This window comes from Cupriavidus sp. D384 (assembly GCF_001652915.1).
Taxonomy (GTDB): domain Bacteria; phylum Pseudomonadota; class Gammaproteobacteria; order Burkholderiales; family Burkholderiaceae; genus Cupriavidus.
Genome location: NZ_BBQI01000017.1, coordinates 157,196 through 178,925 on the forward strand (window position 1 = coordinate 157,196; position 21,730 = coordinate 178,925).

Annotated in this window: 18 protein-coding genes; 14 read left to right on the forward strand and 4 right to left on the reverse strand. The window is 66.1% G+C overall.

Features of this window, described 5'->3' with window-relative positions; genetic code table 11:
- The first annotated feature begins 11 nt into the window (after positions 1 to 11).
- From argA to A9J21_RS08250, 11 genes are all read left to right on the forward strand, one after another.
- Positions 12 to 1,391, forward strand: coding sequence for an amino-acid N-acetyltransferase (argA, locus tag A9J21_RS08200; RefSeq protein WP_404851355.1), 1,380 nt, complete (start codon positions 12 to 14; stop codon positions 1,389 to 1,391).
- 122 nt (positions 1,392 to 1,513) lie between these two features.
- Positions 1,514 to 1,789 (forward strand): oxidative damage protection protein, encoded by a 276-nt coding sequence (locus A9J21_RS08205; protein ID WP_066733742.1) that lies wholly within the window; start codon positions 1,514 to 1,516, stop codon positions 1,787 to 1,789.
- Positions 1,790 to 2,084: 295 nt separating this feature from the next.
- On the forward strand, positions 2,085 to 3,395 hold the full coding sequence (locus tag A9J21_RS08210; RefSeq protein WP_066733744.1) for a nitrate/nitrite transporter: 1,311 nt from the start codon (positions 2,085 to 2,087) through the stop codon (positions 3,393 to 3,395).
- 37 nt (positions 3,396 to 3,432) lie between these two features.
- Positions 3,433 to 4,818 (forward strand): NarK family nitrate/nitrite MFS transporter, encoded by a 1,386-nt coding sequence (locus tag A9J21_RS08215; RefSeq protein WP_066733745.1) that lies wholly within the window; start codon positions 3,433 to 3,435, stop codon positions 4,816 to 4,818.
- Between the two features lie 40 nt (positions 4,819 to 4,858).
- Positions 4,859 to 8,620 carry a nitrate reductase subunit alpha gene (locus A9J21_RS08220; protein WP_066733747.1) on the forward strand — a complete coding sequence of 1,254 codons (3,762 nt, stop codon included), beginning with the start codon at positions 4,859 to 4,861 and terminating at the stop codon, positions 8,618 to 8,620.
- Positions 8,617 to 10,167: a nitrate reductase subunit beta gene (gene narH, locus A9J21_RS08225; protein ID WP_066733750.1), complete on the forward strand. Its 1,551-nt coding sequence runs from the start codon at positions 8,617 to 8,619 to the stop codon at positions 10,165 to 10,167. The genes A9J21_RS08220 and narH overlap by 4 nt, the downstream gene beginning before the upstream one ends.
- 17 nt (positions 10,168 to 10,184) lie before the next feature.
- A complete protein-coding gene (gene narJ / locus A9J21_RS08230) occupies positions 10,185 to 10,871 on the forward strand; it encodes a nitrate reductase molybdenum cofactor assembly chaperone (RefSeq protein WP_066733752.1) in 687 nt (228 codons plus the stop codon).
- A 15-nt stretch (positions 10,872 to 10,886) separates the two neighbouring features.
- Positions 10,887 to 11,570, forward strand: coding sequence for a respiratory nitrate reductase subunit gamma (narI, locus tag A9J21_RS08235; protein WP_066733756.1), 684 nt, complete (start codon positions 10,887 to 10,889; stop codon positions 11,568 to 11,570).
- Between the two features lie 11 nt (positions 11,571 to 11,581).
- A complete protein-coding gene (locus A9J21_RS08240) occupies positions 11,582 to 12,301 on the forward strand; it encodes a carbonic anhydrase (protein WP_066733759.1) in 720 nt (239 codons plus the stop codon).
- A gap of 4 nt (positions 12,302 to 12,305) precedes the next feature.
- A complete protein-coding gene (locus tag A9J21_RS08245; RefSeq protein WP_066733762.1) occupies positions 12,306 to 12,683 on the forward strand; it encodes a putative zinc-binding protein in 378 nt (125 codons plus the stop codon).
- Positions 12,680 to 13,885: a nitronate monooxygenase family protein gene (locus A9J21_RS08250; protein ID WP_066733765.1), complete on the forward strand. Its 1,206-nt coding sequence runs from the start codon at positions 12,680 to 12,682 to the stop codon at positions 13,883 to 13,885. Before A9J21_RS08245 ends, A9J21_RS08250 begins: the two co-directional genes overlap by 4 nt.
- Positions 13,886 to 13,929: 44 nt before the next feature.
- On the opposite strand, the gene A9J21_RS08255 is transcribed toward A9J21_RS08250, so the two are convergent.
- The gene (locus tag A9J21_RS08255) at positions 13,930 to 15,255 is read right to left on the reverse strand and encodes a hypothetical protein (protein ID WP_066733767.1); all 1,326 of its coding nucleotides are present in this window, start codon (positions 15,253 to 15,255) and stop codon (positions 13,930 to 13,932) included.
- Between the two features lie 219 nt (positions 15,256 to 15,474).
- Here A9J21_RS08255 and A9J21_RS08260 point away from each other — a divergent pair, with 219 nt between their 5' ends.
- Complete coding sequence (locus A9J21_RS08260; protein WP_082926305.1) at positions 15,475 to 17,544, forward strand: type IV pili methyl-accepting chemotaxis transducer N-terminal domain-containing protein; 2,070 nt, start codon at positions 15,475 to 15,477, stop codon at positions 17,542 to 17,544.
- A 12-nt stretch (positions 17,545 to 17,556) separates the two neighbouring features.
- Positions 17,557 to 18,222, forward strand: a complete 666-nt coding sequence (locus A9J21_RS08265; protein ID WP_066733771.1) for a response regulator — start codon at positions 17,557 to 17,559, stop codon at positions 18,220 to 18,222.
- Positions 18,223 to 18,252: 30 nt separating this feature from the next.
- Here the strand turns inward: A9J21_RS08265 and rpiA are convergent, their stop codons facing one another.
- On the reverse strand, positions 18,253 to 18,939 hold the full coding sequence (rpiA, locus tag A9J21_RS08270) for a ribose-5-phosphate isomerase RpiA (protein WP_066733774.1): 687 nt from the start codon (positions 18,937 to 18,939) through the stop codon (positions 18,253 to 18,255).
- A gap of 212 nt (positions 18,940 to 19,151) precedes the next feature.
- On the opposite strand from rpiA, the gene tal reads away from it, so the two are divergent.
- Entirely contained in the window at positions 19,152 to 20,108 is a 957-nt protein-coding gene (tal, locus tag A9J21_RS08275) for a transaldolase (protein WP_066733777.1), read from the forward strand.
- Between the two features lie 93 nt (positions 20,109 to 20,201).
- On the opposite strand, the gene A9J21_RS08280 is transcribed toward tal, so the two are convergent.
- Positions 20,202 to 20,945 (reverse strand): NAD-dependent deacylase, encoded by a 744-nt coding sequence (locus A9J21_RS08280; protein WP_066733779.1) that lies wholly within the window; start codon positions 20,943 to 20,945, stop codon positions 20,202 to 20,204.
- Between the two features lie 2 nt (positions 20,946 to 20,947).
- Positions 20,948 to 21,685 carry a 23S rRNA (guanosine(2251)-2'-O)-methyltransferase RlmB gene (gene rlmB / locus A9J21_RS08285; protein ID WP_066733910.1) on the reverse strand — a complete coding sequence of 246 codons (738 nt, stop codon included), beginning with the start codon at positions 21,683 to 21,685 and terminating at the stop codon, positions 20,948 to 20,950.
- Positions 21,686 to 21,730 lie beyond the last annotated feature (45 nt).

Here is a 21,730-nt window from a genome sequence, read left to right on the forward strand (position 1 = left end):
CCACCGTCCCGATGACCACTGCCGAGCCCGCCACGCCCATTCCGTCGGCCACGGCCGGCGCCGATCTGGCCGAGGCCAGCGGCCCCGACCAGCAGCAGTTCGTCGACTGGCTGCGCGCGGTTGCCCCGTACATTCACACGTTCCGCGGCAAGACCTTCGTGATCGCCTTCAGCGGCGAACTGGTCAAGGCCGGCGTGCTCAACGCGCTGGTCAACGACGTGGCGCTGCTGCACGCCATGGGTATGCAGTTGGTGCTGGTATTCGGTTCGCGCCCGCAGGTGGAAGAGCAGCTGGGGCTGCGCAACGTGCAGTCGCAGTTTGCCGATGGCGTACGGATCACCGACAACGCCGCGCTCGAATGCGCCAAGGAAGCCGCCGGCGAACTGCGCCTGGACATCGAGGCGGCCTTCAGCCAGGGCCTGCCGAATACCCCGATGGCCGGCGCCCAGCTTTCGGTGGTGTCGGGCAACTTCATCACGGCGCGGCCCGTGGGTATCGTCAACGGCGTGGACTACCAGCACACGGGGCTGGTACGCAAGATCGACGACGAATCAATGCGCATGTCGCTGTCGCACGGCAAGGTCGTGCTGCTGTCGCCACTGGGCTTCTCCCCCACCGGCCAGGCGTTCAACCTGTCGATGGAAGACGTGGCCAGTGCCACGGCCAGCGCGCTCAAGGCCGACAAGCTGATTTTCATCACCGAGGTGCCGGGCGTGCCCGACCCCGTGGGCAAGCTGATGAAGGAAATGTCGCTGCGCACCGCCGTGGAACGGCTGCAGAACAACCACCTGCCGCCCGACGTGGCCTATTACCTGGAACACCTGGTCAAGGCGCTCCGGGGCGGCGTGCCGCGCGCCCACCTGATCCCGTTCGACATGGACGGCTCGGTGCTGCTGGAACTGTTCCTGCACGATGGCGTGGGCACCATGGTGTCCGATACCGATTTGGAAAGCCTGCGCGAGGCCACGCTCGACGACGTGGGCGGCATCCTGCAACTGATCGCGCCGCTGGAGGCCGACGGCACGCTCGTGCCGCGCGGACGTCACCTGATCGAGCGCGATATCGACAAGTTCTCGGTGATCGAGCACGACAACGTGCTGTTCGGCTGTGCGGCGCTGTACGCATTCCCGCGCGAGAACATGGGCGAGATGGCCTGCCTGACCGTGTCGGCCGAGGCCCAGGGCACCGGCGACGGCGAGCGCCTGCTCAAGCGGATCGAACGCCGCGCCCGCACGCTGGGCCTGGACCGGCTGTTCGTGCTCACCACGCGCACCGAGCACTGGTTCCTGAAGCGCGGTTTCGTGCACGCCACCGTGGACGACCTGCCGGAAGACAAGCGCAAGCTGTACAACTGGCAGCGCAAGTCGATGGTGCTGATGAAGAAGCTGTAACCCCACAACACCCATAAACGTCCGCCGCAAAGACAACAGCCGCCGCAGGGGCATGGTCCACCGGCCCCGCCCCGCCGGCCCAGCTTGGCTACAATGGCGGCCACACGAAAAAGGAGTCCCTCATGGCCCGCATGGTCCATTGCGTCAAACTGAACAAGGAAGCCGAAGGCCTCGACTTCCCGCCGCTGCCGGGCGACCTCGGCAAGAAGATCTGGCAAAGCGTGTCGAAGGAAGCCTGGGCTGGCTGGCTCAAGCACCAGACCATGCTGATCAACGAAAACCGCCTGAACATGGCCGACGTCCGCGCGCGCCAGTACCTGCTCAAGCAGACCGAGAAGTATTTCTTCGGCGAAGGTGCCGACCAGGCCGCCGGCTACGTGCCGCCGCCGTCGGCCTGATACCGTCGGAAAGCCAGGACAAGGCGGGTGCTTCGGCACCCGCTTTTGCTTTGTGCATCCGAATTGACCCAAATCATGATCATGTCGCGGCGAGCCTATTTGCCGCCACACCGGCCATCCGTGCCATAGCTGCCGTAACCGTTGCCCCGCGCGGCTTTCCGGCATGCATATGCCGAAAGAACTAGTACGTACGGCATAGCTCTGCCCGCTCCCGGCTCTTCGGCCGGCGAATGTTCCGCGTAGACCCGCAGGCCTACTCTGGCATCACTCTCCAAAGTGACTCCGGAACCCGGCCATGGCCACCGCAACCTACTCCGCCCACCCCCCAGAATCCGTGCCGCCTGGCGCCTGGACCACGCTCTGGTCCAGCACATTCGCGTTCACCATCTGCTTTGCCGTCTGGATGATGTTCGCGGTGCTCGGCATCCCGCTCAAGAACGAACTCGGTCTCAACGACACGGAATTCGGCCTGCTGGCCGCCACCCCCGTGCTCAGCGGATCGCTGATCCGCGTGCCGCTGGGCATCTGGACCGACCGCTACGGCGGCCGCATGGTGTTCTTCGTGCTGATGCTGCTGACGGTCATCCCGATCTGGCTGATTTCCTATGTCCACACGCTCTGGCAGTTGCTGGTACTGGGCCTGTTCGTCGGGCTGGCCGGCGGGTCGTTCTCGGTGGGCACGCCGTATGTGGCGCGCTGGTTCCCGCGTTCGCGCCAGGGGCTGGCAATGGGCATCTTCGGGGCCGGCAACTCGGGTGCCGCGCTCACCAAGTTCGTGGCTCCGGCGTTGATCCTGGCCGCCGGTACCTGGGAAATCGTACCGAAGGTCTACTCGGTGGCGATGCTGGTCACGGCCATCGTCTTCTTCCTGTTCTCGCGCAGCAACCCGGCACACCGGTCGACGTCGGCCACGAGCTTCCGCGCCCAGCTGGCCGTGATGCGCGACCCGCGCGTGTGGCGCTACTCGCAGTACTACTCGGTGGTGTTCGGCGGCTACGTGGGCCTGTCGCTGTGGATGACCAAGTACTACATCGGCGAGTACGGCTTCGACATCAAGACCGCCGCCTTCCTGGCCGCCTGCTTCTCGCTGCCCGGCGGTGTGCTGCGCGCCATCGGCGGCTGGATCTCCGACCGCTACGGCGCCCATCGCACCACGTGGTGGGTGATGTGGGTCAGCTGGGTGGGCTTCTTCCTGCTCAGCTACCCGAAGACCGACTTCGTGATCCACACGGTCACCGGCCCGCAGAGCTTCCATATCGCCCTGACCCCCACCGTGTTCACGATCCTGATGTTCGTGGTGGGCATCGCCTTCGCCATCGGCAAGGCCTCGGTCTTCAAGTTCATCTCGAACGACTTCACCCACAACATCGGCGCGGTGTCCGGCGTGGTGGGCCTGGCTGGCGGCCTGGGCGGCTTCATCCTGCCGATCCTGTTTGGCGCGCTGGCGGACCTGACCGGCATCCGCAGCAGCTGTTTCATGCTGATGTACGGCACGGTCTGCGTAAGCCTGGTCTGGATGCACTACAGCCATCGCGCGGAGCAACTGCGTGCGCGGCCGCGGCCGGAGGCGTCCGCCGCCCTGGACAAGCCCGCGCAGGCCGCCTGATCCGCGCTTTCCCACCGATTTCCTTCTCTCGCACATCATGACCAGTACCGTACTGACCCGCTGGGAGCCCGAGAACGCCACGTTCTGGCGCGACCGGGGCGAACGCATTGCCTATCGCAACCTCTGGATCTCGATCCCGGCCCTGATGCTGGCATTCGTGGTCTGGATGCTCTGGAGCGTGGTGGCGGTCAACCTTGACCGTGCCGGCTTCCAGTTCACCAAGAACCAGCTGTTCTGGCTGACCGCGCTGCCGGCCCTGTCCGGCGCCACGCTGCGCATCTTCTATTCGTTCCTGGTGCCGGTGTTCGGCGGCCGCCGCTTCACGGCCATCTCCACCGCGCTGCTGCTGATTCCGGCGCTGGGCATGGGCTTTGCGCTGCGCGATCCGTCCACCAGCTACCCGACGCTGCTGGTGCTGGCCCTGCTGTGCGGCCTGGGCGGCGCCAACTTCAGTTCGTCGATGGCCAATATCAGCTTCTTCTTCCCGAAGGCGAAGAAGGGCCTGGCCACCGGCCTGAATGCCGGCATCGGCAACCTGGGCGTGTCCGTGGTGCAGTTCGTCACGCCGCTGGTGGTGTCGGTGGCCGTGTTCGGCGCACTCGGCGGCGAACCGCAGAGCTATCAGGCCAACGGCGCCGCGCAGAGCCTGTGGCTGCAGAACGCGGGCTTTATCTGGGTGCCGTTCATCGTGGTGGCAGCGCTGGCTGCGTGGTTCGGCATGAACGACATCGCCGATGCCCGCGCGTCGTTCGCGGAACAGGCCGTGATCTTCCAGCGCAAGCACAACTGGCTGATGTGCTGGCTCTATATCGGCACGTTCGGGTCGTTCATCGGCTTCTCGGCTGGCCTGGCGCTGCTGACCAAGTCGCAGTTCCCGGGCATCAACCCCACTGCCTATGCCTTCCTGGGCCCGCTGGTCGGCGCGCTGACCCGCCCCGTTGGCGGCTGGATCTCGGACAAGCTCGGCGGTGCGCGCGTCACGCTCTGGACCTTCGTCGGCATGATCGGCGCCGTCTGCGCCGTGCTGGCCGCCCTGCCCCATGACGGCCAGGCCGGCAGCTTCCAGGCATTCCTCATTGCGTTCATCGTGCTGTTCGCCCTGACCGGCGTGGGCAACGGCTCCACGTTCCGCATGATCCCGGTGATCTTCCTGACCGAGCGTCAACGCGACGCAGCCGGCAAGGGCGATGCCGCGCAGAAGCAGGCCCTGCAGGACGCCGGCAAGGAATCGGCCGCCGTGCTGGGCTTCTCGGGCGCGATCGGTGCCTATGGCGGTTTCTTTATTCCCAAGAGCTTCGGCACGTCGCTGGAACTGACCGGCTCGCCCGATGCCGCGCTCTACGGTTTCATCGCCTTCTATCTAAGTTGTGTACTCGTGACCTGGTGGTACTACGCACGCCGTAACGCCCCCATGCCCTGCTGAGGCGGGCATCACCCACAAAAGCAAGCGGAGAACATAAGAAATGTCTCATTTTCTGGATCGACTGAAGTTCCTGTCGCGCGTGAAGTCCACCTACGCGGACGGGCATGGTGCGGTGGTCAACGAAGACCGCAAGTGGGAAAACAGCTATCGCAGCCGCTGGCAGCACGACAAGATCGTGCGCTCGACGCACGGCGTGAACTGCACCGGCTCGTGCTCGTGGAAGGTGTATGTCAAGAATGGCCTGATCACCTGGGAAACCCAGCAGACCGACTACCCGCGCACGCGCCCCGACCTGCCCAACCACGAACCGCGTGGCTGCCCGCGCGGCGCGTCGTACAGCTGGTACGTCTATTCGGCGCAGCGCGTGAAATATCCGATGATCCGCGGCCGCCTGATGGAGATGTGGCGCGAGGCCCGCAAGACCATGGACCCGATCGCCGCCTGGGCATCGATCAGCCAGGACCCCGAAAAGGCCGCGCGCTACAAGAGCGTGCGCGGCCAGGGCGGCTTTGTGCGCGCGGACTGGAATACCGCCACTGAAATCATCGCCGCCGCCAATGCCTTCACGGTCAAGGAATACGGCCCGGATCGGGTGATCGGATTTTCGCCAATTCCGGCCATGTCGATGGTCTCGTACGCGGCCGGCGCGCGCTACCTGAGCCTGATCGGCGGCGCCTGCCTGTCGTTCTACGACTGGTACTGCGACCTGCCGCCGGCCAGCCCGCAAATCTGGGGCGAGCAGACCGACGTGCCCGAGTCGGCCGACTGGTACAACAGCACCTACCTGATGGTCTGGGGCTCGAACGTTCCACAGACCCGCACGCCCGACGCACACTTCTATACGGAAGTCCGCTACAAGGGCACCAAGACCGTGGCCGTGTCGTCGGATTTCGGCGAAATGGTCAAGTTCGGCGATATCTGGCTGGCGCCCAAGCAAGGCACCGATGCCGCGCTGGCGATGGCCATGGGCCACGTGGTACTCAAGGAATTCCACGCCACCGGCAAGTCATCGTATTTCCGCGATTACGTGAAGCAGTACACCGACATGCCGATGCTGGTGCTGCTGCGCGACCAGAACGGCACGCTGGTACCCGACCACTTCCTGCGCGCGTCCCATCTGGACGGCAACCTGGACCAGGCCAACCATCCGGAATGGAAGACGCTGGTGATCGACCAGGCCACCGGCGAGATCGTGGCGCCGAACGGCTCCATCGGCTTCCGCTGGGGCGAGGCCGCCCATGACAACGGCGCCAGGGTGGGCCGCTGGAACCTGGAAATGAAGGACGGCGGCAGCGGCCGCGAGATCGACCCGCGCCTGTCGCTGATCGGCCATGAAGACGAAGTGGCCGAAGTGGGCTTCCCCTACTTCGGCGGCGAACACGATGCGCTGCTGCGCCGTCGCGTACCGGTGCGCCGGCTGACGCTGGCCGACGGCACCGTGGTGCAGGTGGCCACCGTCTACGACCTGCAGATGGCGAACTACGGCGTCGACCAGGGCCTGGGCGGCCCGAACGTGGCGGTATCGTTCGACGACGACGTGCCCTACACGCCGGCCTGGCAGGAAAAGCACACGTCGGTGCCGCGTCATCTGGTGATCCAGGTGGCGCGCGAGTTCGCCGACAACGCCGACCGCACCCACGGCAAGAGCATGGTGATCGTCGGCGCGGCGCTGAACCACTGGTACCACAACGACATGATCTACCGCGGCATCATCAACCTGCTGATGATGTGCGGCTGCGTGGGCCAGAGCGGCGGCGGCTGGGCCCACTACGTCGGCCAGGAAAAGCTGCGTCCGCAGTTCGGCTGGGCGCCGCTGGCGTTTGGCTCCGACTGGTCGCGCCCGCCGCGCCATATGAACGGCACGTCGTTCTTCTACAACCACACAAGCCAGTGGCGCCACGAGAAGCTTGGCGTCGACGAGATCCTGGCGCCCACGGCCGACCACAAGCGCTACGACAACCTGTCGCTGCTGGACCTGAACGCCAAGTCCGAACGCATGGGATGGCTGCCGTCGGCGCCGCAACTCGGCCGCAACCCGCTGGACGTGGTGGCCGATGCCCGCGCGGCCGGCAAGGACCCTGTTGCCCACACCGTGGAACAGCTGAAGTCCGGCGCGCTGCAGTTTGCCTGCGACGATCCGGACAACCCGGCCAACTTCCCGCGCAACATGTTCGTGTGGCGCTCGAATATCCTGGGCAGCTCGGGCAAGGGCCACGAATACTTCCTCAAGTACCTGCTCGGCACGCAAAACGCCGTGTTCGGCGACGAGAATGACGCCATCAAGCCAAGCGAGGTCAAGGTGCGTCCGGCCGCCGAGGGCAAGCTCGACCTGCTGACGGTGCTCGATTTCCGCATGAGCACCACCTGCCTGTACGGCGACATCGTGCTGCCCACCGCCACCTGGTATGAAAAGGACGACCTGAACACGTCGGACATGCACCCCTTCATCCACCCGCTGTCCGAAGCCGTGCAGCCGCTGTGGGAAAGCAAGACCGACTGGGAAATCTACAAGGCCATCGCGAAGAAGTTCACCGAGATTGCCGGCCCGTACCTGGGCACGCGCGAAGACCTGGTCTGCACCCCGCTGCTGCACGACACCCCGGGCGAACTGGGCCAGCCGTTCGAGCCGAAGGACTGGAAGCACGGCGAGTGCGACCTGATCCCGGGCAAGACGGCGCCGTCGATGACCGTGGTGGAACGCAACTACGCGGACATCTACAAGAAGTTCACGTCGATCGGGCCGCTGCTGGACAAGATGGGCAACGGCGGCAAGGGCATCAACTGGGACACGAAGCATGAAGTCCACGAGATCGGCCACCTGAGCAAGACCGTGACCGAGCCCGGCGTCAGCTACGGCCGCCCGCGGCTGGAGACCGCCATCGACGCGGCCGAGATGATCCTGACCTTCGCGCCCGAGACCAACGGCCATGTGGCCGTGAAGGCGTGGGACGCACTGTCCAAGATCACCGGGCGCGACCATACGCACCTGGCCGCGGGCCGCGAGCACGACAAGATCCGCTTCCGCGACGTGCAGGCCCAGCCGCGCAAGATCATCTCCGCGCCCACATGGTCGGGCCTGGAATCGGAGGAAGTCAGCTACAACGCCGGCTACACCAACGTCCACGAACTGATTCCATGGCGCACGCTGACCGGCCGCCAGCAGTTCTACCAGGACCACCGCTGGATGCTGGACTTTGGCGAAGGCGCGTGCGTCTACAAGCCGGCCATCGACACCAAGACCGTGGGCCCGATGCTGGGCCGCAAGCCGAACGGCAATCCGGAACTGGTGCTGAACTGGATCACGCCGCACCAGAAGTGGGGCATCCACTCCACCTACTCGGACAACCTGCGCATGCTCACGCTGTCGCGCGGCGGCCCGCACGTCTGGATCTCGGAAGCCGAGGCCAAGGCCAACGGCATCCGCGATAACGACTGGGTGGAAGTGTTCAACGTCAACGGCACGCTGACCGCCCGGGTGGTGGTGTCGCAGCGCGTGCCACAAGGCATGTGCCTGATGTATCACGCACAGGAAAAAATCGTCAATGTGCCAGGTGCGGAAACCAGCGACATGCGCGGCGGCATCCACAACTCGGTCACGCGCGCCGTGACCAAGCCCACGCACATGATCGGCGGCTACGCGCAACTGGCGTATGGCTTCAACTACTACGGCACGGTTGGCAGCAATCGCGATGAATTCGTGATCCTTCGCAAGATGAACAAGGTGGACTGGCTGGAAGGTCCGCGCAAAGAAGAACCCACCCCCACAAACAAGGCAGAAAAGACTGAAGGAGCATGGCAATGAAGATCCGCGCTCAAGTGGCCATGGTGCTCAACCTCGACAAGTGCATCGGCTGCCATACCTGCTCCGTGACCTGCAAGAACGTCTGGACCAGCCGCGAAGGTGTCGAGTACGCATGGTTCAACAACGTCGAGACCAAGCCCGGCATCGGTTTTCCGAAGGAATGGGAGAACCAGGACAAGTGGAATGGCGGCTGGAAGCGCAATGCCGACGGCAGCCTGACCCCGCGCCAGGGCGGCAAGGGCAAGATCCTGTCGAACATGTTCGCCAACCCGAACCTGCCGCAGATCGACGAGTACTACGAGCCGTTCACGTACGACTACGAGCACCTGCAGAAGGCCCCGCTGGTGGAAACCCCGCCCACGGCACGCCCCGTCTCGGCCATCACCGGCAAGAAGATGGAGAAGATCGAATGGGGCCCGAACTGGGAAGACGACCTGGGCGGTGAATTCGATTCGCGCAGCCGCGACAAGCTGTTCGACGAGATCCAGAAGGACATGTACTCGACCTTCGAGAACACGTTCATGATGTACCTGCCGCGCCTGTGCGAGCACTGCCTGAACCCCACCTGCGTGGCATCGTGCCCGTCGGGGTCGGTCTACAAGCGCGAGGAAGACGGCATCGTGCTGGTCGACCAGGACAAGTGCCGCGGCTGGCGCATGTGCATCTCCGGCTGTCCCTACAAGAAGATCTATTTCAACTGGCAGAGCGGCAAGGCCGAAAAATGCGTGTTCTGCTATCCGCGCATCGAGGCCGGCCAGCCGACGGTGTGCTCCGAAACCTGCGTGGGCCGCATCCGCTACCTGGGCGTGATGCTGTACGACGCCGACCGCATCGAACAGGCCGCCTCGGTGGCCGACGAGCGCGACCTGTACCAGTCGCAGCTGGACATCTTCCTGGACCCCAACGACCCGGCCATACAGGCCGAGGCGCTGCGCCAGGGCATTGCCCAGAGCTGGATCGACGCCGCGCGCAAGTCGCCGGTCTACAAGATGGCCGTCGAATGGAAGGTGGCATTCCCGCTGCACCCGGAATACCGCACGCTGCCGATGGTCTGGTACATCCCGCCGCTCTCCCCGATCCAGTCGGCCGCCGAGGCCGGGTTCATGGGCATGAACGGCGTGATCCCCGACGTCAAGAGCCTGCGCATTCCCGTGAAGTACCTGGCGAACCTGCTGACCGCCGGCGACGTCATCCCGGTGCTTGGCGCACTGGAAAAAATGCTGGCCATGCGCGCCTACAAGCGCGGCCAGACCGTGGATGGCATCGAGGACCTGGCCGTGCTGGAACAGGTGGGCCTGACACCCGCCCAGGTCGAGGACATGTACCAGACCATGGCTATCGCCAACTACGAGGACCGCTTCGTCGTGCCGTCTTCGCACAAGGAAATGTCCGAGGACAGCTTTGACGAGAAAGGCAGTTGCGGCTTCAGCTTCGGCAACGGCTGCTCGGGCGGCACATCGGACGGCACGCTGTTCGGCCGCAAGAAGCCCCAGCCCGAAGTGGCCTATGCCGACCTGCCCCGCTCCCGCAAGGCGCTGGCAACCTGACCGAACCGGAGAACGCCATGACTATTCATCGAGTACTGAGCGCCGTGCTCAGCTATCCGGACCAGGCGCTGGTCGACGGCCTGGCCGAGATCGACTGGGCGCTGGCCGAATGGCCGCAGGCCCGCGAGATGCTCGCGCCGCTGACCGGCGTGCTGCGCCGCGAACCGCTGATCCGGCTGCAGGAAAACTACGTCGCCACGTTCGACCGCAACCCGGCCCATTCGCTGCACCTGTTCGAGCATGTGCACGGCGAAAGCCGGGATCGCGGCCAGGCGATGGTGGACCTGCTGGAGGAATACCGGCGCGACGGCTTCGACCTGACCACCGGCGAGCTGCCTGACTATGTGCCGCTGTTCCTGGAGTATCTGGGCGCCCTGGTCATGGACGGCAAGGAAGCCCGTGCCGAGCAGTTGCTGGGCGACGCCATCCATGTGCTGGCCGCCATTGGCGACCGCCTGGCCCGCAGCGAAAGCCCCTACGCAGCCGCGTTCCTGACGCTGCGCACGCTGACGGACGTCCAGCCGCAGGCGCAGGAAGAGCCGCCCGTGCGCGACATGGACGAAGCGCTGGAGACGTTCGGCCCCGGCGCCGACGGCGTGGAGCCGCTGCTGGCGCGCAAGCCCGACGTCGAGACGGTGCGCTTCTACAAGCGCGACGCGGCGGCCGCCGCGCGCGCGATGCCGTCCGCCATCAACCCCTGCTAACCGAGGACCCTTGCCATGAACCTGGTCCATCAATTCCTGTTCGGGATCTACCCGTATATCGCCGCCGCCATCTTCCTGTTCGGCAGCCTCGCGCGCTTCGAGCGCGAGCAGTACACGTGGAAGTCGGACAGCTCGCAGGTGCTGTACCGCGGCAACCTGCGCATGGGCAACATCCTGTTCCACGTAGGCATCCTCGGCCTGTTCTTCGGTCATATGGCCGGCCTTCTCACGCCGGTGGCGGTGTGGGACGCCCTGGGCGTCTCGCACAGCTTCAAGCAGGCCGTGGCGATGACCGCCGGCGGCGTGATGGGCACCATGTGCCTGGCCGGGCTGCTGATCCTGCTGCATCGCCGCCTGACCAATGCCCGCGTGTCCGCCGTGACCCGTACCGGCGACAAGGTGCTGCTGCTGTGGCTGCTGGTCACGCTGCTGCTGGGGCTGTCGACCATCTTCGCGTCGGCCAGCCACATGGACGGCCACATGATGGTGCAGCTGATGACCTGGGCCCAGCATATCGTCACGCTGCGCGGCGATGCCGCAAGCTACGTGGCCGACGCGCCACTGGTCTTCAAGGCGCACCTGTTCATGGGCATCTCGCTGTTCGCGATCTTCCCGTTCACGCGGCTGGTACATGTGTGGAGCGGCTTCGCCTCGGTGGGCTATCTCGGACGCGCCTGGCAACTGGTGCGCAGCCGCTGAGAGGTATCGCCATGCACACGATCGAGCGCCTGCTGAAAGGGTTCGAGCGTTTCCAGCAGCATTACTTCGAGGATGCCCCGGCGTTGTACGACGCGCTGCGCGTCGGCCAGCATCCTCAGACATTGCTGATTGGATGCAGCGATTCCCGCGTGGACCCCGGCCTGCTGCTCGGCAGCGACCCCGGCGACCTGTTCACCGTCCGAAATGTCGCAAATCTGGTTCCACCGTGTAGCGAAATGGAGACCGGACGGCTCCACGGCGTATCGGCGGCCATCCAATTTGCGGTAGAGCAACTCCGCGTGGCCAGAATTATTGTCATGGGTCATAGCGGATGCGGGGGAATTCGCGCATTGTTGGCGCGGCCCGAGGTCGAGGGCGACACGGCACCGGCGCGGGCCGGCCAGGATTTCATCGGCCCCTGGGTGCGCATTGCGGCACCCGCCCGCCAACTGGTGGAGCAGACCATGCCCGGCGCAAGCGCCGAGCAGCGTCAGCATGCCTGCGAACAGGCATCGATCCTGGTGTCGCTGCGCAACCTCGAGTCGTTCCCGTTCGTGCGCGCAGCGTGCGAGCGTGGCGAACTGACACTGCATGGCTGGTATTTCGATATCGCCGCCGGCGCGCTGCTCGCTTACTCCGACCGCGCCGACAGCTTCCTGCCGCTGGTTTGCCCGCTGCCCGACGCCCCCGTACATGACGCCCGTCACAACGTCACTGCCGTTTGCCCCTGATGCAATGAGTCCGTCGCCCGCTTCTGCCCTGCCACTGGTCTACGCCTGCTCCGGCTGCTCCAGTGTCGCCCAACTCGCCAATCAGTTCGCCGTGCGGCTCGACCGTAGCGGGCGGGCGGAGATGTCCTGCATCAGCGGCGTTGGCGGTGGCGTCCCGGCGCTGACGCGCGTGGCGCGGTCAGGACGGCCGATCCTGGCACTCGACGGCTGTCCGCTGGCCTGCGTCAAGGCATGCCTGGCGTCGGCGGGCGTTGCACCGACCCGCCATCTGGTCCTGAACCGGTTGGGTGCGACCAAGCGCCAGCACGGCACGTGCACCGACGATGAAGAGGCGGCCACCTGGGCCGCCGTTGAGCAAACACTATCCGGAATGGACTCATGACAGAACACTGGCTGAAACTCGCTGGACGGCGGCTGCTGCCGGTCGTCCAGGGCGGCATGGGCATTGGCATTTCCGCCCATCGCCTGGCTGGCACCGTGGCCGCCAACAATGGCGTGGGCACGATTGCCAGCATCGACCTGCGCCACCATCACCCCGACCTGATGGAACAGACGCGCGGGACGCGGGACAAGGAAAAGATCGAGGCGGTGAACCGCGTGGCGCTTGATCGCGAGATCCAGGCTGCGCGTGCGCTGTCGGGGGGCAGCGGCCTGATCGCGGTGAACGTGATGAAGGCGGTGGGCTCGCACGCCCAGCTGGTACGACAGGCCTGCGAGAGCGGCGCCGACGCCATCGTCATGGGTGCCGGGCTGCCGCTCGACCTGCCCGAACTGGCCGCCGGTCATCCCAAGGTGGCACTGATCCCGATCCTGTCCGAAACACGCGGCATTGGCCTGGTCCTGCGCCGCTGGATGAAGAAGGGCCGCCTGCCCGACGCCATCGTGATCGAGCATCCCGCGCACGCGGGCGGTCATCTCGGGGCCGCCACGATCGAAGACCTCGGCAACGAGCGCTTTTCCTTCTCCCGCGTGCTGAACGAATGCCGCGAACTGTTCCAGACGCTGGGGCTGGCCTGGGACAGCATCCCGCTGATCCTGGCTGGCGGTATCAATACGCACGAGAAGGTGCGTCACTGGCTGGGTGAAGGCGCGTCGGCCGTGCAACTGGGCACGGCGTTCGCCGTGACCGAGGAATGCGATGCCCATCCGGACTTCAAGCATGTGCTGGCGACGGCGACCCCGGAAACCCTGCGCGAGTTCACCAGCGTGGCCGGGCTGCCGGCGCGCGCCGTGCTGACACCATGGCTTTCACGCTACCTGTCGAGCGAAAGCCGGCTGCAACGCCGCGCCAAGGCGCGCGATTGCCTGGAGGGCTTCGACTGCCTGCAGGCATGCGGGTTGCGTGACGGCGTGGCCAAGATCGGCCAGTTCTGTATCGACCTGAAACTCGCGCAGGCCGTGCGCGGCGATGTGGAGCGCGGTCTGTTCTTCCGTGGCAAGGGCAAGCTGCCGTTTGGCGAGGCGATCCGGCCCGTTGCCGAACTGATGCACTATCTGCTGACCGGCGAGAAACCCGCCGCGCTGGCGGCGGCGCCGGCTACCATCGCTCCTGTTGCCACGGCCGGCACGGTCGCCGCGGTCTGACGGCGGGACGCACTCTCCTTACTCCCCCTTCCCTGTCTTCCCACTCAATCTCGCGGTACGCGGGGCGGCAAGCCGCCCTGCTTGCGCATCCTGAGCATGCATCGCAACGCGGACAGCAACTGATATCCGAGCCAGGCGTTGGATGCCGCAAACAACACCCCTCCCACGCGCGCCAGCCATGCCGGCGCCAGCGGCAACGCCAGCAGCACGACGAACGCCGCCAGCAACAACCAGCCCTGCTGCCGCTGCCGGACGGGCGAAATGATGTCCTGCATCACCGGCACCCGCGCACGCGGCGGCAGCAGGCGACGCAAATGCAACCACACCAGGAATGGCACGATCTTGCCGAGCATCGCCGTGATCGGCAGCACGCCGCCACCCACCAGGGCCAGCACGCCAATCCACCAGGGCAAGGCCATCGGCGCATCGCCGGACTGGAATAGCTGGATGGCAGTCAGAATCGAAGCCATCACCATGCTGGCGATGGCCGTGGGCCAGAGCAGCCAGTGGGGATCATGGCGACGGCGCGCGCGCAGCACGGCGGCCAGCATCGATATCCCCAGCAACACGACAAAGGCCAGCCAGGGCAACAGCGCGAACGATGCCAAATGGTGATCCGGAAAGACCACCGCGACAACGCTGAACGCGAACAGCAGAAGCCAGTGCGCCATCGGCAGGCAGCGCTGCAGGGCAGCGGGCAGCTGGCGGGTCTGCCAGAACATCGGCAGCACGGTGGTCGACACCCCCGTGACCAGGGCACAGAGCCAGCCGCCCAGACCCCACGCCACATGCAATGACAGCAGCGTAGGCAACTGCGCGGAAAACCATGTCGATATCGACGGTGTCCACCCGCCTCCAAGCGTGAAGGCCAGCCCGACGCCTGCGGCGACGGCCAGCAGCAAAGGCACCCCGACCCATGCCAGCGTGCGTGTGGTGGCGTCGACACGGGCCACCCGGCGTCCTGCCGACAGCAGGATGATCGAGACAAGCAGCGGAAACAGACCCAGCATCGCCGCCCAGCGAAACGCGGTGGCCTGCGCGCCGACAAAGCCGACAGCCAGCGCCGCCGCAATGCCGGCCCCAGCCAGTGCCACAAACGGCGCCAGCCATCGCACGCGCGGTACGGGCGCACGTGCAATCACCGGCAACATCTGAAAGAGTGCGCCCAGCATCACCGGCAACAGCATGGCAAGTGCCAGCGCATGGACCGAAGCCAGGGCCAGCGGCGCAAAGCGGTGCGGCAGGCCATCGGCCGGCCCGCAGGCCAGCAGCAAGCCTGCCGCCGCGCCCAGCCATGGGGCAGGCATCAGACAGCCGAACACCACGGCTGGCCGTGGCGCCTGCGCATAGTCAAGGTTTGCCGCTTTCACTGACCGATTCCCTCGAGTCCCCGCCGGGTAGATACCGGAATCGGCACATTGTCCGCCTCGGACTGGCGGTGGTTCAAGACCCGCTGGCGTCCGCGCCACGGTCAGGCCGCAGTTACGCCGCGGATTGCATGTTTCTTGATCTGGCGCAGAAATCACATGCCCCTTCAGGCCGAAAATCAGCCCGAGGTTGTGCCCGCCCCCTTGCGCCAACCCGATCAGATGCCAGGCCCCACGATTCCAACACCCTCAGATATTGCCGCGGCAGTCACCGCCGCCGACACCCCGTATCCGCTGCCCGAGACCGGTCACGTCCCGGATACGGTTCGGCTGACCCCGCCGCGCCACCGGCTGTCCACGCGCATCATCCTGTTGTCGCTGGTGTCGCTGATGGCCGTGCTGACGATGATCGCCGGCACGCTCTACCTGTCCTGGAAGCTCGAAGGCGCGGGCGCCGCCATCAATGACGCCGGCAGCCTGCGCATGCGTGCCAACCGCGTCGCCATCGAGCTGTCGCTGTCGGCATCGGGCAAACCCAACACCCTGGCCGAGCAGATTGCCACCCTGGACAACACGCTGGCCCAACTCCGCAAGGGCAATCCGGCGCGCCCGCTGTTCCTGCCCGACGAACCCGCCATCCATGCCCAACTGGATGCCGTGCTGGCCGACTGGTCGCAGGAGCTGAAGCCCCTGGCCCTGGCTGGCAACGCCAGCCAGTACGTCCGCGCACTGCCCGGCTTTGTGGACCGGGCCGACCGGCTGGTCCGGCAGATCGAAAACGACAGTGCGCGCAAGACCGACATGTTGAGACTGTCCCAGGTTGGTCTTGCGGTGATGGCATGCGTGGGCACCGTGGCGGTCATCTACCTGCTCTACCTCTGGATCATCCTGCCCGTGCTGCGCCTGCAGGATGGCCTGCGCCGCATGGCTGCGCGCGAATTCTCGCTGCGGCTGCCGGTGGAGACCCGCGACGAGTTCGGCACGCTGACCTCCGGCTTCAACCGGATGGCCGCCGAACTGCAGGATCTCTACCAGGACCTGGCCGCCCGGGTGACCAGCAAGACGGCCGAACTGGCACGCCAGAATCGTGACCTCGAAGCGCTCTACGACATGGCCGCCTTCCTGAACCAGGCTGGCGATTCCGAAAGCCTGGCACACGGCTTCCTGGAGCGCGTCATGCAGCAGTTCGGCGCCGATGGTGGCTCGGTGCGCATGTACGACGCCCGCCAGGGCAAGCTCCACCGGCTGGCATCGGCGGGCTTGTCCACAACCCTGGCCGACAACGACCACTGCTCGGATATCGATGCCTGCCATTGCGGGCACGCCACGCAGGCCGGCATCGTCACGGTTGCCGACCTGCGGCGGGCCGTGTCACCGGCGCTGGCCCCGATGCCGCCTGCCCTGCCATCGCCATGCCGGCGCGAGGGCTTCCTGTCGATGGCTGCGTTCCGGCTGGACACGCTGCGTGGTCCGGTCGGCACGTTGACGCTGCACTTCCGCGTGGCGCGCGAACTGCCGCCGTCGGATCGGCAGTTGCTGGAAACGATGGCCCAGCATCTGGCCACCGCGCTGGAACACGTGCGCCTTTCCGCCAGTGCGCGCCAGCTTGCGGTGGTCGAGGAACGCAACCTCGTGGCGCAGGGGCTGCACGACAGCATCGCGCAGGGCCTGAATTTCCTGAATCTGCAGGTGCAGTTGCTGGAAGACGCCGTGGACCGGGGCGCCGATGGCGAGGTTCAGGAGATCATCCCGCTGCTGCGCCATGGCGTGGACGAGAGCTATCAGGACGTGCGCGAGCTGCTGCACAACTTCCGCTCGCGGCTGACCACCGGGGAGTTGCGCCCCGCCGTGGAAGAAACAGTGGCTCGCTTCCGGCGCCAGTGCCGCACCGAGGCCACGCTGACCATCGACGACAAGGGCCTGCCGCTGCAGCCCGAAGACCAGTTGCAGGTGCTTTTCATCCTGCAGGAAGCGCTGTCCAACGTGCGCAAGCATGCCATGGCCGAGCATGTGACCATCTCGATCCGGCATGACCGGCTGTTCCGGCTTGTGGTTCAGGACGATGGCGACGGCTTCGACGCCGGCCGCCTGAACGAGCACGACGCCAGCCACATCGGCCTGCACATCATGCGCGAACGCGCGGCCCGGCTTGGCGCGCAGCTTGCCATCGACGCAAGCCCCGGCCTTGGCGTGCGGATCGAACTGACGCTGCCGCGCGACCTGGCATCCGACGCCAGCCCCGGCACATCGGCCGACCAGCCGGACATTGCGCCGGCCACCACACCGGCCTGAGGAACCCGCATCATGACAATCCGAATCCTGTTGATCGACGACCACACGCTGTTCCGGTCGGGTATTCGCGCCCTGCTGCAGCGGCAAGCGGATTTCGAGATCGTCGACGAAGCCGCCGACGGCGTGGAGGGCATCAAGCGGGCCAAGCAACACCGGCCTGACGTCATCCTGCTGGATCTGAACATGCCGGGCCTGTCCGGGCTGGAGGCACTGCATCTGCTGGTGGAAGACCTGCCCGACAGCGCGGTGATCGTGCTGACCGTGTCGGAAGAGGCCGAGGAACTGGCGACCGCACTACGCAGCGGCGCGCGCGGCTATCTGCTCAAGAACATCGAGACCGAAGCGCTGACCAGCGCCATCCGGCGCGCGGCGGCCGGGGAACCGGTGATCTCGGACAGCATGACCGCGAAGCTGGTGCAGCAGTTTCGTGCACCGAGCATGCAGGCCGGCGCGGGGCGCGGCCATGATGGCGGCCAGGGGAACGCCCCGCTGACGGCGCGCGAGCGCGACATCGTGCAGGGGCTGGTGCGCGGCGAAAGCAACAAGGAAATCGCCCGCGAGCTTGGCGTGGCCGAAAGCACCGTGAAGATTCACGTGCAGAACATTCTAAAGAAGCTCAATCTGGCCAGCCGCGTGCAGGTGGCGGTCTACGCCGTCGGGCACGGGCTCGCGGGCTGACCGCCCGCCTGGGCGGCAAGACTGCGCCGCTCAGTAATCGGTACGCTGGACGCCCTGCTCGGTGCCCAGCAGCAGCACATTGGCGCCACGCAGCGCGAACAGGCCCACCGTCACCACGCCTGGCAGATGGTTGATGCGCTCTTCGAGGGCCTTCGGGTCCTCGATCTTCAGGCCGGCCACATCGAGAATCACATTGCCGTTGTCGGTCTTGTAGATGCCGCCTTCCTTGGTCATGCGCAGGCGCGGCTGACCGCCAAGCGCTGCCAGCTGGCGAGCCACCGCCGCGCGTGCCATCGGAATCACCTCGACCGGCAGCGGGAACGTGCCCATGACCGGCACCAGCTTGCTGCCATCGGCGATGCAGACGAAGCGCTGGGCCACCGACGCCACGATCTTCTCGCGTGTCAGCGCGCCGCCGCCGCCCTTGATCATCGCACCCGAGGCGTCGATCTCGTCGGCGCCGTCGACGTAGACGGGGATGGTGTCGACATCATTGAGGTCCAGCACGGTAAAGCCATGCTGCTGCAGGCGGCGCGTGGATGCTTCCGAGCTGGAAACGGCGCCGCTGAAGCGTTCCTTGAACGCCGCGACGGCGTCGATGAAGAGATTGGCGGTGGAGCCCGTACCCACGCCGAGAACGGCACCTTCGGGCACTTCCTGCTTCACATAGTCCGCGGCGGCTTGCGCGACCTGCGCCTTGAGTTCATCCTGAGTCATGACAACAGCCAGAATTGCGTTGGGAAAGGGCGTAGTGTAGCGGATCGCGGCCGCTGCCCGGCGATTGCCGCCGTGCCTGCTGCCAGATCGGCCACCTGCATCTGTAGCCGCACCGGCCGCCCATGCCGGCTTGCCGCATCACGCCACGCCGTTACAATGACCCATTCCCGGCGACCCCTCGCCCCAAGACTTCTTCCAGACGGAACCAGATCATGAACGCGCTCGAACAACTGAAGCAGTTCACCACGGTAGTGGCCGATACCGGCGACTTCCAGCTGATGAAGCAGTACACGCCGCAGGACGCGACCACCAATCCGTCGCTGATCCTCAAGGCCGTGCAGAAGCCCGAGTACCGGCCGCTGCTGGAGCAGGCCACGCGCGACCATCACGGCAGCGCGGGCGTCGAGGCAGTCATGGACCAGCTGCTGATCGCCTTCGGCTGCGAGATCCTGGCGATCGTGCCGGGCCGCGTCTCCACGGAAGTTGACGCGCGCCTGTCGTTCGACACGCAGGCCACCGTCGACAAGGCGCGCCATCTGATCAGCCTGTACGAGCAGCGCGGCGTGGCCCGCGAGCGCGTGCTGATCAAGATTGCCTCGACCTGGGAAGGCATCCAGGCCGCCGCGATCCTGCAGCGCGAGGGCATCCGCTGCAACATGACGCTGCTGTTCTCGCTGGTGCAGGCCGTGGCCTGTGCCGAAGCCGGTGCGCAGCTGATTTCTCCGTTCGTCGGCCGTATTCTCGACTGGTACAAGAAGCAGGCGGGCGACAAGTGGGACGCCGATGCCAACGCCGGCGACAACGATCCCGGCGTGCGTTCGGTGCGCCAGATCTATGACTACTACAAGAAATTCGGCTACGAGACCGAGGTGATGGGTGCCAGCTTCCGCGGCACGGGCCAGATCCTGGCGCTGGCGGGCTCCGACCTGCTGACCATCAGCCCGGACCTGCTGGAACAACTGGCAGGCAGCCAGGCCACGGTGGAACGCAAGCTGTCGGTGGAGCAAGCCCAGGCAGGCAACATCGCGCGCATCGCCGCAGACGAGGCCGCTTTCCGCTGGCAACTGAACGAGGATGCGATGGCCACCGAGAAGCTGTCGGAAGGCATCCGCCTGTTCGCGGCGGACGCGGTCAAGCTCGAAAAGCTGGTGGCGGAACTGGCGGGCTGAGCGAAGCAGCCGACGGCACGCCGCTGTCCCCCTGACTTGCCTGCCCTGCTGCCATTGGCGGGGAAGGCAAATCGGGAAAAAACCGTCAGACGATCAGCCCGCAGCTTGCGACCACAGCATCGGCAGGCACTCCCCTGCCGCCGCCGGCAACACCAGGTCTGCCGTGGCATCCAGCGCCGAAGGCTGCGGATTGACCAGAAGCACACGGGCACCCGTTTCCTTCGCCAGTCCTGGCAGGGCCGCGGCCGGATATACGAGCCCCGACGTTCCCACGACCAGGCACAGATCGCAGTTCTGCGCGGCATGATCGGCACGAAAGCGCGCCACGCGCGGCAGATCCTCGCCAAACCACACCACGCCGGGGCGCATCATCGCCCCGCACAGCGCGCAATGCGGCGGCTCGCCCGGCACGGGCGGCACCGTGTCGCAGCGGCCGCAGCCGTCCAGCCATTTGTTGGCGAACAGGTTGCCGTGCAGTTCCACCACGTGCTGGCTGCCGGCCTGCTGATGCAGGCCGTCGATATTCTGCGTGACCAGCGTCAGTGATTTCTGACTGGCCAGCGCCGCCAGCGCAAAGTGGGCGGGATTCGGCCTGGCGGCCGCCACCAGTTCGCGCCGGTGCTCGTACCACTGCCACACCAGCGCCGGCTGACGCCGGTAGGCTTCCTCGGTGGCGAGTTCCTCGGGATCGAAGCGCGCCCAGAGCCCCGTCAGGGCATCGCGGAAGGTCGGCACGCCAGACTCCGCCGAGATCCCCGCGCCGGTCAGCACGAAGATATTGCGCGCGGCGTCGATCCACTGGCGAGCCTGCTCCAGCGCGGCGGCGTCGACGATCATGCTCAGCTTCGGCGCTGGCGCACTGCCTCGTACAGGCACACGCCGCTGGCTACCGATACGTTGAGGCTTTCCACGCCGCCAGCCATCGGAATGGCTACCAGCTCGTCGCAGGTTTCGCGCGTCAGACGGCGCATGCCCTCGCCTTCGGCGCCCATCACGATCGCGGTCGGGCCCTTCAGATCCATGTCGTAGAGCGACTTGTCGGTGCCGTCGGCCGTACCGATCACCCAGATGCCGCGCTCCTGCAGTTCGCGCAGCGTGCGCGCCAGGTTGGTCACGGTGATGTACGGCACGGTTTCGGCGGCGCCACTTGCCACCTTCGCCACGGTGGTATTGAGACCGACGCTGCGATCCTTCGGCGCGATCACCGCATGGGCGCCGGCACCGTCGGCCACGCGCAGGCACGCGCCGAGGTTGTGCGGATCGGTGACGCCATCCAGCACCAGCAGCAGCGGCGTGCCTTCGATGCCGTCCAGCAATTCGTCGAGATTGAGGGCGAGCGAGACATCCTCGGCACGCGCCACCACACCCTGGTGGCGGTCGGTGCCGGCCATGCCGCGCAGGCGATCGGCATCCACAGGATGCAGCGTCACGCCAAGACTTTCCGCCAGCCGGACGAAGTCCAGCATGCGGCGGTCCTTGCGGTTCGCTTCGATGTAGATGTCGGAAACGCTCTGCGCGTTCTGGCGCAGGCGTGCGTTGACGGCGTGAAAGCCGATCAGGAGTTTGTGTTTGGCCATGGCGCGCATTGTACCCGCCATGGCCTCACAACAACGCCGATTTGC